At 72.3% G+C, this 12,040-nt stretch carries 11 protein-coding genes, 1 pseudogene and 1 riboswitch; of the genes and pseudogenes, 6 read left to right on the top strand and 6 right to left on the bottom strand.

Annotation, left to right across the window (positions count from 1 at the left end):
• The first annotated feature begins 8 nt into the window (after positions 1-8).
• Positions 9-132: riboswitch (cobalamin riboswitch) on the top strand.
• Between the two features lie 60 nt (positions 133-192).
• Entirely contained in the window at positions 193-591 is a 399-nt protein-coding gene (locus AB0G56_RS01955) for a (2Fe-2S) ferredoxin domain-containing protein (protein WP_360962062.1), read from the top strand.
• 78 nt (positions 592-669) lie between these two features.
• On the opposite strand, the gene AB0G56_RS01950 is transcribed toward AB0G56_RS01955, so the two are convergent.
• Entirely contained in the window at positions 670-1,827 is a 1,158-nt protein-coding gene (locus AB0G56_RS01950; RefSeq protein WP_360962253.1) for an amidohydrolase, read from the bottom strand.
• A 362-nt stretch (positions 1,828-2,189) separates the two neighbouring features.
• Here AB0G56_RS01950 and AB0G56_RS01945 point away from each other — a divergent pair, with 362 nt between their 5' ends.
• Entirely contained in the window at positions 2,190-3,653 is a 1,464-nt protein-coding gene (locus AB0G56_RS01945) for an ornithine decarboxylase (protein WP_360962060.1), read from the top strand.
• A gap of 209 nt (positions 3,654-3,862) precedes the next feature.
• Here the strand turns inward: AB0G56_RS01945 and tsaD are convergent, their stop codons facing one another.
• On the bottom strand, positions 3,863-4,924 hold the full coding sequence (tsaD, locus tag AB0G56_RS01940) for a tRNA (adenosine(37)-N6)-threonylcarbamoyltransferase complex transferase subunit TsaD (RefSeq protein WP_360962057.1): 1,062 nt from the start codon (positions 4,922-4,924) through the stop codon (positions 3,863-3,865).
• Between the two features lie 351 nt (positions 4,925-5,275).
• Here tsaD and AB0G56_RS01935 point away from each other — a divergent pair.
• From AB0G56_RS01935 to AB0G56_RS01925, 3 genes and pseudogenes are all read left to right on the top strand, one after another.
• Positions 5,276-6,257 (top strand): annotated as a pseudogene (locus AB0G56_RS01935) (alpha/beta hydrolase).
• A 40-nt stretch (positions 6,258-6,297) separates the two neighbouring features.
• A complete protein-coding gene (locus tag AB0G56_RS01930; protein WP_360962055.1) occupies positions 6,298-7,017 on the top strand; it encodes an alpha/beta hydrolase in 720 nt (239 codons plus the stop codon).
• A 282-nt stretch (positions 7,018-7,299) separates the two neighbouring features.
• On the top strand, positions 7,300-7,905 hold the full coding sequence (locus AB0G56_RS01925) for a DNA starvation/stationary phase protection protein (RefSeq protein WP_360962052.1): 606 nt from the start codon (positions 7,300-7,302) through the stop codon (positions 7,903-7,905).
• A gap of 58 nt (positions 7,906-7,963) precedes the next feature.
• Here AB0G56_RS01925 and AB0G56_RS01920 read toward each other — a convergent pair whose 3' ends face one another.
• Complete coding sequence (locus AB0G56_RS01920) at positions 7,964-8,488, bottom strand: carboxymuconolactone decarboxylase family protein (RefSeq protein WP_360962049.1); 525 nt, start codon at positions 8,486-8,488, stop codon at positions 7,964-7,966.
• Between the two features lie 247 nt (positions 8,489-8,735).
• Here AB0G56_RS01920 and AB0G56_RS01915 point away from each other — a divergent pair, with 247 nt between their 5' ends.
• Complete coding sequence (locus AB0G56_RS01915; protein ID WP_360962251.1) at positions 8,736-9,635, top strand: pirin family protein; 900 nt, start codon at positions 8,736-8,738, stop codon at positions 9,633-9,635.
• Positions 9,636-9,921: 286 nt separating this feature from the next.
• Here AB0G56_RS01915 and AB0G56_RS01910 read toward each other — a convergent pair whose 3' ends face one another.
• The 3 genes from AB0G56_RS01910 to AB0G56_RS01900 form a co-directional block, all read right to left on the bottom strand.
• Positions 9,922-10,662 carry a class I SAM-dependent methyltransferase gene (locus AB0G56_RS01910; protein ID WP_360962046.1) on the bottom strand — a complete coding sequence of 247 codons (741 nt, stop codon included), beginning with the start codon at positions 10,660-10,662 and terminating at the stop codon, positions 9,922-9,924.
• Between the two features lie 66 nt (positions 10,663-10,728).
• Positions 10,729-11,385 (bottom strand): hypothetical protein, encoded by a 657-nt coding sequence (locus tag AB0G56_RS01905; protein ID WP_360962043.1) that lies wholly within the window; start codon positions 11,383-11,385, stop codon positions 10,729-10,731.
• 14 nt (positions 11,386-11,399) lie between these two features.
• Positions 11,400-11,870, bottom strand: coding sequence for a hypothetical protein (locus AB0G56_RS01900; RefSeq protein ID WP_360962041.1), 471 nt, complete (start codon positions 11,868-11,870; stop codon positions 11,400-11,402).
• Positions 11,871-12,040: the final 170 nt, after the last annotated feature.

Genomic DNA, 12,040 nt, shown 5'->3' with positions numbered 1-12,040 from the left:
GGCGGTCCGAGGAAGCCGGTGCGAATCCGGCGCGGTCCCGCCACTGTGACCGGTGAGCGAGTTCCGGCGCGCCACCGCCCCCGCACGGGGTGGGAAGGCGGGAGGAGCGGCGATCCGGGAGCCAGGAGACTCACGCGGTCGCCCCCTCACGGAGCACCGGGGCGGATCTCCCCGGGAGGGGAGTGGCGCGACGTGCCGGGACAGCCGACGGCGGACACATCGGACACGGCCGGGACGGGAGGCGGTACGGCGCCGTGCCGTGTCGTCGTGTGCCGGGACTGCTGCTGCGGCAGCCCCAGGATTCCCGGAGTCGACCACGCGGCCCAGACCGCGCGGCTGCGGTCACGGGTGCCGGTGCGGATCTCCGCATGCCTCGACGTGTGCGACCAGGCCAACGTCATGGTCGTCCAGCCGTCCGCCGCGGGCCGGGCCGCCGGCGGACGACCCCTCTGGCTCGGGCTCGTCAACGACGCCGACGCGACGGAGGACATCGTCGCGTGGGTGCGTGCCGGCGGGCCCGGGGTGGCTCCCCGGCCGGACATCCTCGGCCTGTACGCCTTCACCCCACCGCGACGCCGCGGCGATTCCTGAGCGCCGCACTACGGACCGCCGGTTCCGCGAGCCTTTCGGGGCCTGCGCCGCGTCAGCCTTCCCCGTTCCTGTGCCGCGTCAGCCTTCCCCGTTCCTGTGCCGCGCCCACGCCCGCTCGCGCAGGTCCGCGCTGAGCAGCACGTCCGCGGCCGTGCACGCCAGCGCGCCGGTCACGGCGACGAGCACGTCACGGGCGCGCGGCGAGGCGGCGGCCGCGGCGAACTCGGGGGTGTGGTCGGACCCGTCGTCCATGATCGCTACGAACGGATGGATGGCCGGCACACGTGTGCTCACGTTGCCGATGTCCGACGAGCCCAGCTGGACACCCGGCACGGGCGGGGTCAGCGTGATCCCGGCCCGTGCCAGGTGCCCGGTGAACCGGTCGGACAGCACGCCGCTGTCGCGGAAGTGCTCGTAGCGGGGTGTGGCGCGCTCGGTCTCGGCCCTGGTGCCCGTGGCCAGCGCCACGCCCTCGGCGCAGGTGCGCAACCGGCCGGTCAGTTCCTCCAGCGCCCCGGTCGTGGCCGCCCGCAGACCGAACAGCCCCTGCGCGTACTCCGGCACGATGTTGGTGGCCGTACCCCCGTCGGTGATGATGCCCTGGACGTGCGAGGCCGCGGGCAGGCGCCGGCCCAGTTGGGCCAGGACGTTGAACAGCTCGATCAGCGCCGCGAGCGCGTCGACGCCCTCGGTCGGGTTGCCGGTGGGGTGCGCGGCGCGCCCGTGGAACGCGACCCGGTACTGCACCTGTGCGGTCAGCGGCGCCCGCGACCAGCTGTACACACCGGGGTGGAACATCAGCGCGGCGTCGACACCGTCGAACACCCCGGCCTCCACCTCCGCGGCCTTCCCTCCGCCGCCCTCCTCGGCCGGGGTGCCGACCGCCAGCACGCTGCCGGCCGAGCCGCCGAGCACGGCGTCGACCGCGAGCGCAGCGCCCAGGCCGGCGGCGGCGATGAGGTTGTGCCCGCAGGCGTGACCGAGGCCGGGCAGGGCGTCGTACTCCAGCGGCAGCGCCACGACGGGGCGGCCCTGACCCGAGCGGGCCGTGAACGCGGTGGGCATCCCCGCCACCCCGCGCTCCACCGCGAAACCGGCCTCCTCCAGCCGGCCCGTGAGCAGGGCCGCGGCCCGGTGCTCGGCGAACGCGCCCTCCGGATCGGCGTGCAGCGCGAGAGCGGTCTCCCACAGGGACCCCGCCCGCTCGGCGACCGCCGCGCGCAGTTTGTCGTGCACGGCGCCGAGCCCGTCACGGGCGTCGACGCCGGCGTCGTCGGACGTGCCGTCCACCTGGCCTCCTTCGTGCGGGGTCCACGGTCGTCGTCGGTCCGGGGCGCACCCCCCGACGGCGCCTTCGGGTACCACGTGTGCCACTGCCCGGCGCCCTGGGCCGGACGCCGGAGGCCGGGTGCCACCGTCCGGCGCGGCGACACCCACGGGTTTCGATCCAGGCACAGGTGCAACACGATCGGTGTTCCCGCACGGCGGTGGACTCGGTGTTCCCGTACGTGGTGGGGGCGGTGTTCGCGTACGTGGTGGGCGCGGAGGCGGCCGCACGGCGATGCGGGAACGCGAACCGGAACCGGCATGGAGGAACGATGGATCACTCGCGGGTGCCCGTACTGGAGGCGCTGGAGGAATTCCGGCGCCGTGGAGACGTGGTCTTCGGACCACCGGGGCACAAGCAGGGCCGGGGCGCGGACCCGCGGGTGGCGGAGATCGTCGGGCTCGACGTGTTCCGCTCCGACGTCCTGTCCCTCAACGGCCTCGACGACCGCCGCCAGTCCCAGGGGGTGCTCAGCCAGGCGCAGGACCTGATGGCCGACGCGGTCGGGGCCGAACAGACCTTCTTCTCCACCTGCGGCAGCTCGCTGTCGGTCAAGACCGCCATGCTCGCGGTGGCCGGGCCCGGGGAGAAGCTGCTGCTGTCCCGCAACGCGCACAAGTCAGTGATCGCGGCGGTCGTCGTCAACGGCGTCGAGCCGATCTGGGTGCACCCGAAGTTCGACACCGAACGGCACCTCGCGCACCCGCCGGAGCCGGACGACGTACGCCGCCGCCTCCAGGAACACCCCGACGCCAAGGGCATGTTGCTGATCACGCCGACCGAGTGGGGGGCCTGCGCGGACATCGCGGGCGTGGCCCGGGCGTGCCACGAGTTCGACGTCCCGTTGATCGTGGACGAGGCGTGGGGCGCCCACCTCCCGTTCCACCCGGAGCTGCCGGCCTGGGGGATGGACGCCCAGGCAGACCTGGTGGTCACCAGCGTCCACAAGATGGGCGGCGCCATCGAGCAGAGTTCCGTCTTCCACCTCCAGTACGACCGGGTGTCGCCGGAGGTGCTCAAGCAGCGCGAGGACCTGCTGGGCACCACCAGCGCCTCGTCCCTGGTCTATGCCACCCTCGACGGCTGGCGCCGTCAGATGGTCGAACAGGGGCACACCCTCCTGGACGCCGCGCTGCACCGCGCGGAACGCGTCCGGTCGGCCGCCGGCGACCTGCCCGGCCTGCGGCCGATGGGCAGGGAGGCCGTGAAGGAGGGCTTCGCGGCCGAGCTCGACCCGCTCAAGATCGTCATCGACGTACGGGAACTCGGCATCACCGGCATGCAGGCCGCCGAGTGGCTGCGCACGCACTGCCACGTGGACGTCGGAGGCTCCGACAGTTGCCGGATCAGCGCCTCCGTCACGCACGCCGACGACGACGAGACCGAGAAGGTCCTGCTGGACGCCCTGCGCGCGCTCACCCGAGGCGCCGGCTCCATCGAGAAGCAGCCGCCGGTCCGGCTGCCCGCCCCCTCGGCCCTGGAACTGGAGCAGGCGATGCTGCCGCGTGAGGCGTTCTTCGCCGCGGTGGAGCACGTACCCGCCGAGCGCGCCGCGGGACGCATCGCCGCGGAGACGGTCAGCCCGTACCCGCCGGGGGTGCCCGTCGTCGTTCCGGGCGAGGTCATCACCGACGAGGTGCTGGACTACCTGCGCAGCGGGGTCGAGCACGGCGTCCTGATCCCGGATGCGGCCGACCCCTCGGTCCAGACACTGCGCGTGGTGGCGCGGGACTGACGGCGTACGGGCGCGGGGCCACTCCCACGGCCGGGAGCCCCCCGCACGCTCCGGCCGGGTTCGGTCGGCCGTCGGCCGTAAGGGGCGGGAGGAAGCGGGCCTCGGGAAGCGGGCCACGAGGTCGCGTGCGCGGGCCCCGTAGCCGAAGCCCTCGGCGCCGACGGCGGCCTCCGGGCGGCGCATGCCCGCACCGGCGGAGGACTTCGAGGTCAGCGCCGGCACACCGATCTGGCAGCCGTCGGCGGCGTGGGGTGCAGGGCGGCGTACGCCAGGGGCGCGGACGGGTCGACCGACACGTCCAGCGGCGCCGGTCGGGCTCCGGCCCGTACGAGGAGGTCGCCGACGGCGGCGATCATGGCGCCGTTGTCGGTGCACAGCTTCAGCGGCGGCACCCGCAGGGTGACACCGGCGGCCCGGCAGCGTTCCTCCGCCAGCGACCGCACCCGCGAGTTCGCGGCCACCCCGCCGACCACGACCAGTGTGCCGGCATCGTGCTCGGCGCAGGCCGCCACCGCCTTGCGGGTCAGTACGTCGGCGACCGCCTCCTGGAGCGAGGCGGCCCCGTCGTGCACGGGCAACTCGCCTGTGGCGTGCCCCTCGGCCCAGCGGGCGGCGGCCGTCTTCAGCCCCGAGAAGGAGAAGTCGTACGAGCCGGGCAGCGGGCGGGGGAGGGGGACAGCGCGCGGATCCCCCACGCGCGCTGCCCGGTCGATGGCCGGACCGCCGGGATACGGCAGCCCGAAGACCCGCGCCACCTTGTCGAAGCACTCTCCCGCGGCGTCGTCCAGGGTGTCACCGAGGTGCGTGATCGGGGCGCGGGCCAGGTCGCGGACGAGGAGGAGCGAGGTGTGCCCGCCGGAGACGATCAGTACCACGCACGGGTCGGGCAGCGGGCCGTGTTCCAGCGTGTCGGCGGCGACGTGCCCGGCGAGATGGTGCACGCCGTACAGCGGTACGTCCAGCGCGTAGGCCAGGGACTTCGCTCCCGCGAGGCCCACCTGGAGGGCGCCGGACAGGCCGGGGCCGGTGGTGACGGCGACAGCGCCCACGTCGGCGAGCCGCAGCCCCGCCTCCTCCAGTGCCCGCCGGACCACCGGCCGCAGTGCGTGGAGGTGGGCGCGGGCGGCGATCTCCGGCACCACGCCGCCGTAACGGGCGTGCTCGTCCATGCTCGACGCCACCGCGTGACCCAGCAGCCGCCCGTCGCGGACGAGTCCCGCGCCGGTCTCGTCGCAGGACGACTCGATGCCCAGCACGATCGATGAGCCCATGCTCGCCCTTCCCCGCATCCCTTGTCAGCCTTACTGCTGCCCTCATGCTATTGCAACTACTGTGCAATAAATTCGGCGGGATGTGAATCCGGCCTGGTCACGGGGGTGCGCACCGGTCGCGGGGAGCGGGTCGCGCCGGTTACGCAGGGCGTGCGTGCCGGTTCCGTGGGGCGTGCTTGCCGGTTACGGAAGGCGGGCATGCCGGTCACGGAGAAGCGGATGTGCGGGCCCTTCCGGCAGCGGTGCGCTGTCGGGACAGGGGCCGTGCGCGCTTCGGCAACCGGTCCTTTCCTCGGGTTCTTAACGTGGCTCACCGGCGTACCGGAAAAACAAGCAAGCCAGGAGAAGCACATGTCCGATGCCCCCCAGCCCGTTGAGCCCCTGCAGCCCGTACTGGAACCCGCGGCCGCCGCGTTCGCCGAGGCGACCGCCAACCCGCCCTACCTCTTCGACCTGCCGCCCGCGGAGGGCCGCAAGGCGGTCGACGACGTGCAGTCCGGCGAGATCGCCAAGCCTGCGGTCGACGAGGAGTGGATCACCGTCCAGGGCGGCCCCACCGGCAGCGTCCGCGCCCGCATCGTCAGGCCCGCAGGGGCCGACGGCACCCTGCCGGTGATCCTCTACATCCACGGCGCCGGCTGGGTGTTCGGCAACGCCCACACCCACGACCGCCTGGTGCGCGAACTCGCCGTGGGCGCCGGTGCGGCGGTGGTCTTCCCCCGAGTACGACCTGTCGCCCGAGGCCCGTTACCCGGTCGCCGTCGAGCAGAACTACACCGTCGCCCGCTGGGTCGTCGACGAGGGCGCCACCAAGGGCCTCGACGGCACCCGCCTGGCGGTGGCCGGGGACTCGGTGGGCGGCAACATGACGGCCGCGCTCACTCTGATGGCCAAGCAGCGTGGCGGCCTCCCGCTGCTCCAGCAGGTCCTGTTCTACCCGGTGACCGACGCGAGCTTCGACACACCGTCGTACCACCAGTTCGCCACCGGCTACTTCCTGCGCCGCGACGGCATGCAGTGGTTCTGGGACCAGTACACGACCGACGAGGGCGAGCGCGCCCAGATCACCGCCTCGCCGCTGCGCGCCACCACCGAGCAACTGACCGGCCTGCCCCCGGCCCTGGTCATCACCGGCGAGGCCGACGTGCTGCGCGACGAGGGCGAGGCCTACGCCAACAAGCTGCGCGAGGCCGGCGTCCCCGTCACGGCCGTGCGCTTCCAGGGCATCATCCACGACTTCGTGATGCTCAACGCGCTGCGCGAGACGCACGCGGCCGAGGCCGCCATCACGATGGCCGTCCGCACCCTGCACGCCGCCCTGCACGCGGCCTGAACCACCCTGCGCACGCACTGAACGGAACCGGAACCCCATCATGACCACAACCACACCCACTGTCCTTCTGGTGCACGGCGCGTTCGCCGACGCCGGCAGCTGGACCGGCGTCATCGACCACCTCCAGCGCCACGGCATCCCGGTGATCGCCCCGCCCAACCCGCTGCGCGGCCTCGCGTCCGACGCCGCCTACGTCGCCTCGGTCGCCTCCCAGATCGACGGCCCCGTCGTGCTGGTCGGACACTCCTACGGCGGTGCCCTCATCACGGTGGCCGGCACCGCCGAGAACGTCGTCGGCCTCGTCTACGTCGCCGCCTACGTCCTGGAGGAGGGGGAGAGCCTCGGCGAGCTGCAGGGGCGTTTCCCGGCCTCCCCGCTGGTGAGCAACCTCAGGGAGTGGACGTACCCGGTGCCCGGCGGCGACGGCGCCGTCGAGGTCACCATCACCGAGGACGCCTTCCCGGCCGTCTTCGCCGCCGATGTGCCGGCCGAGACCACGAAGGCCCTGGCGGCGGCGCAGCGCCCGCTCGCCGCGGCGGCCTTCGAGGAGACGGCTTCCGCCGCCGCCTGGCGGACCAAGCCGTCCTGGGCCGTGGTGGCCACCGGCGACCAGGCGATCAACCCGGAGGTGGAGCGCTTCGGCGCCAAGCGCGCCGGGGCGACGATCGTCGAGCTGGAGGGCGCCTCCCACGCGGTCGCCGTGTCCCGGCCCGCTGAGGTCGCCGCCGTGATCCGCGAGGCGGTCGGCGCGACGAGCTGACCCACGCCGGTGCCGAACGGCCGCGCGGACGACTTCCCTCGTCCGCGCGGCCGTCGGCATGTGGTCCGGCTGGAACACGTAACGCAAACCACGCACCACGTACCACGCACTAGGGACCGCGCACTGCGGACCACGAACCACGGACCACGGACCACGAAGGGCGGGCGGCGGGCGTCTGCGCTGACGGGCACGCGGCCGTGCGCTCTGGGGCAAGGCGCCCCTGGTCAGGGCGTCTAGCGTCACCGGTGCAGACTTCTTCGCACGAACCGCAGGAGACGGACCATGACCACTGACACCTCGCACCCGCACGAGGACCCGCCGGCGCGCTCGCACGCCGGCAGCCAGCCCCGGCTGCACCAGAAGGGCCGCGTGATCCAGGAGTTCGGCACCGTCAAGCAGTTCCCGCTGGCGCTCTCCTTCGAGGCACGCATGTACTCCTGCCAGCGGCTCAACCAGGTGCTCGCGGACACGCAGATCCTCTACGGCCTCTACAAGAAGCACCACTGGCTGATGCGGGGAGCCACCTTCTACCAGCTGCACCTGGTGCTGGACCAGCATGCGGCGCAGCAACTCGCCCTCGTCGACACGCTCGCCGAGCGCGTCCAGACGCTGGGCGGCGTGGCGGTGGGCGACCCGCGCCATGTCGCCGAGATCACGTCGGTGCCGCGCCCGCCGGACGGCGTGGAGGAGGTGCCCGCCATGCTGTCCCGTCTGCTGGAGGCGCACGAGACGGTCCTGACCGACGCCCATGACGCGGCGGCCCGGGTCGCGGAGCAGGGCGACGACGGCACGAACGACGTGCTGGTCTCCCAGGTGATCCGCACCGGCGAGCTGCAGACGTGGTTCCTGGCCGAGCACCTGGTCGACACACCGTTGGTTCGTGCCTGACACACGCAGGGGGCGGCCCGGTCCCGGGCCGCCCCGGGCCACACCCGGCAGAGCGCCGTCAGACCGAACGCGCAGCGGAGCCGGACGAGCCGGCGACGGCGCCGGCCCCCTCGCGTACCGGGTGCTTGCTCATGACGGAGACCCGGTTGAAGGCGTTGATGGTGATGGCCACCCAGACCACGGCGGAGATCTCGTCGTCCGACAGCTCGGAACGGGCGAGGGCGTAGGCGGTGTCCTGCGCGTCGGAGTCCGCCGGGTGCGTGGTGGCCTCCGCCAGGGCGAGGGCGGCGCGCTCGCGCGGGCTGAAGAGCTGCGTGTCGCGCCAGGCGGGCAGTACGCCCAGGCGCTGCGTGGTCTCGCCGGCGCGCAGGGCGGCCCTGGTGTGCAGGTCGAGGCAGAAGGCGCAGGTGTTGAGCTGCGAGACACGTATGTTGACCAGTTCGACGAGCCGGCGGTCGAGCCCGGCGTCGGCCGCGACCGCGCGGACCGTCTCGGCCGTCGCGGACAGCGCACGGTAGGCGCTCGGGCTCTGCTTGTCGACGAAGACCCGTGCCCGGGTGGTCGTCGGTGCCGTCTCGGCCACGTGATCTCCTTCATCGCGCGATGTCCTGAGGTACGTCCTATCATCATCGCGTGAATGTTGAAAATCGAACTTTCTTTGTAGGGGAAGGAGCCGTCCGGTGAGCAATACTGAGACCCGGCCCGCCGCGCTCACCTGCGGCGCCGAGGCGGGAGCCGACGCCGATGCGGGGGTCGGCGAGCGTGCCGCTGCGAACGGCGAAGCGGACGCGGACGGCGCCGTCGCCGCTGAGGGCCCGGCGCCGGCGGCCATCGAGATCCTCGGCCCGCGGGACGTCCCGCTGGGCGGCCCCCGCGCCATGCGTGTGCGGCGCACGCTGCCCCAGCGGGCCCGGACGCTGATCGGCGCGTGGTGCTTCGCCGACCACTACGGCCCCGACGACGTGGCGGCGAGCGGCGGCATGGACGTCGCCCCCCACCCCCACATCGGCCTCCAGACGGTCAGCTGGCTCTTCAACGGCGAGATCGAGCACCGTGACAGCCTCGGCACCCACGAGTTCGTCCGGCCCGGCGAGCTGAACCTCATGACGAGCGGCCACGGCATCAGCCACTCCGAGGTGTCCACCCCCGCCACCACGACCCTGCACGGCGTGCAGCTCTGGGTCGCCCTGCCCGCACGACACCGCGACACGGAACGGGACTTCCAGCACTATGTCCCCACCGCCGTGCCGCTGGACGGTGGCGAGGCCCGCGTCTTCCTCGGATCGCTCGCCGGAGACACCTCCCCGGTGCACACCTTCACGCCGCTGCTGGGAGCGGAGCTGTCCGTGACCCCCGGGGCCACCGTCACCCTCGACATCGACCCCGACTTCGAGCACGGTGTGCTTATCGACACGGGTGACGTCGCCCTCGACGGCACCACCCTGGAGCCGGCCGACCTCGGCTACGCGGCCCCGGGCCGTTCCACCCTCACTCTGACGAACCGGGCGCGCGAAACGGCAAGGCTGGTACTGCTGGGCGGACCGCCGTTCGGCGAAGAGATCATCATGTGGTGGAACTTCATCGGCCGGTCGTACGACGAGATCGTGCAGGCCCGCGAGGACTGGATGAAGGGCACCCGTTTCGGCGAGGTGCAGGGCTACGGCGGGGCTTCGCTGCCCGCACCGGAGCTGCCGAACGCCCCCTTGAAACCGCGAGGAAGCAAGCGCTGACCTGCGAGAACATGGGCCGTCTGCCAAGGAGCCGTGATTGCTCCCGCGCCTGCCGGACAACGTGGGAATCCCGCGGTGCCTGCGTTCGGCACCAGCCGCATACGTGTCTCTGAAGCTGCCTGCGGTTGCCGAGGTGTGGGCATCCGCGGGCAGCTTCGGCCGTACCCGTGCTGACCGTTTGCCGACCTTCCTGACGGCGGATCAGGTGTGTGGTGGCGTGGTGTCTTCTCCGCTCCGGGTGTTCTGTCCAGGGAGGGGATGCCTTCACGTCTCGGCGGGGCTGAACTTACGGTTTGTGGGTCACCCAGAGCAGTTCCGCCGGCCAGCGGTGTGCCCAGTCGGGTGGGTCGGTTTCGTTGTAGCCGTTGGGTGTTCCGAGTTCTGGCCGCGGCTCGATGAGGTCGTCGATGACGAGACCCGCGCCGCGCAGGACCCTGACCCAGTCGCCGTAGGTGAGCTGATAGCTGGTCGCGCCGTCGCCTTCGGCGATGGTGTCCAGCCCGAAGTAGTCCTGCTGCAGCGTCGTGGTCACCCGGCTGGCGGCTTCGTCGTAGCAAGCTTCGAACCACGGGCTGGCGACGTTGAACACCAGGCGCCCGCCTCGGCCCAAGACGCGTGCGGCCTGCGGGACGGCCAGGTGCGGGGGCGCCCAGCTGAGCCCACCGAAGTCGCAGAACACCAGGTCGAAGCTGTCGGCGGCGAAGGGGAGTTGTTCGGCGGCGCCTTGCACCAGCGGGTAGCGGGCCGCTCCCATCGCGCGTGCCGCTGCGGTGAGTTGGGCTTCGGACAGGTCGAGCCCGACCACGGTGGCGCCCTCGGCGGCGAGCGCCCTGGACCACTGGCCGGCGCCGCAGCCGAGTTCGAGGACGCGCTTGCCGGTGACGTCGCCCAGGGCGTGCAGGTGCGCGTCGGGGACGGAGTACATGCCCCACAGCCGGGGTGTGGCGCCGATTCGCGGGTCGTGCTCCTGCTGGTAGGCGCTGCTGATCTGGTTCCAGAGCCGCCGGTTGGCGGGGATGCTGTCCACGTGCCGACTCCAGCATCCCCTGCCGGGGGCGGTCAACGCGATTAGGGCACTGGCCGGCCCCGCCGGTCAGTGGACGAGGTCCACCACGGCCGTGCAGTGCGGATCGCCCTTCGGGTCTTCGAACAACTCGCGCTCCCGGGACCGGGGGAACACCTCCGCGATCACTGCCGGCCCCGCATCCGTGAGTCGCACGTCGCAGGCCACCACGTCGGGTTCGTCCTGGTTTCGGACGTACAATCGCATCCGCCTCTCGTCCAGGTACAGGAAGCCGACCAGCAGTGATTCCGCCCGCTCCCGCTCCTCGTCCCCCGGTGCCGGGGAGTTCAGCGTGGCCAGCAGCGCGTGCGCCCGGTCCTCCGCGGTCTCCTCGTGCGGCACGTCCTGCGCGAGTGCGATCAACGGAGCCCCGAACACGGTCTCCGTCCGGTCGCTCGACGCGAAGCGCACGCGGCCCGTCGCGTGCCGTACGCGGCCGACCGCCTCCCAGGGGCTGAGGAGCTCTTCCTCCTCGTCGTCTCCTCGAGCGAGCGGAATCTCGTAGACGGCGAGGAGATCGCGGACGTCGGCCTCGCGCCCCCCGACCGCGATCCGAACGGCGGGCGACCGACCGGGGGCGGGGAGGACACCGCGGACGCGGATCTTCTCCACGATCGGCGCCTGCGTGTAGAGGATCATGTGGCCGGTCACGTCGGCCTGTGCGACGGCCACTTCCCACGGCGTCATCCGGTGTCTCCCTGTCAGCGCGTGAACTCGGCGGCGGACTGGTTCATCCAGTCGGGGCACTTCGTCATGCCCTTGCAGAAGGCGGTGATGACGCCGATCATCTGGCCTTTCCCCGCGTCGTACCGCTTGTCCTGCGTACGTCGGGTCACCTGCGCCTTGACGATGATCTTCACCTGGGGGTGCCTGCCGTCGAAGGCGTAACCCCAGTATTCCAGGCCGCCCCTGCCGTCGTTCTTGTCCGGCTTGCCGTTCAAGGGGGCGTTCACGATGCGGCAGGTGCGGATGTTGTGCCTGCCGGAGAAGTGGGCCCAGCCGAGTTCGCTGTTGCCCGTGCGGGTGGGGACGTTCCGTCCGTCCCAGTCCTTCTGGTGGCACTTGACCGTCTTGTTCCAGTGCGGAGCGGCGGCCTGGGCGGCTCCCGTCTGGGTCACGGCCAGCACACCGACCGAGAGCGCGACGAGCGATGCATGCGCGATCTTCCTCATGACCGCCGACTCTGCCAGACAACTCATCCCCAAAGCAGTCGATTTCCAGGTATTCACCCCTAAGCCGTCGTCCTGCGCCCCCTGGCGCCGCCCGAGTGGATGAGGCCTGGGCCCTCTCGACGATCGCCTGCCACGCGAGCCGACCGCAGAGGACCGGTGGACGGCCGACG

Source organism: Streptomyces sp. NPDC021356 (assembly GCF_040641015.1).
GTDB lineage: Bacteria > Actinomycetota > Actinomycetes > Streptomycetales > Streptomycetaceae > Streptomyces.
The sequence above is the reverse complement of the archived record's forward strand: the minus strand, read 5'-3'. Positions and strand labels throughout refer to the sequence as shown.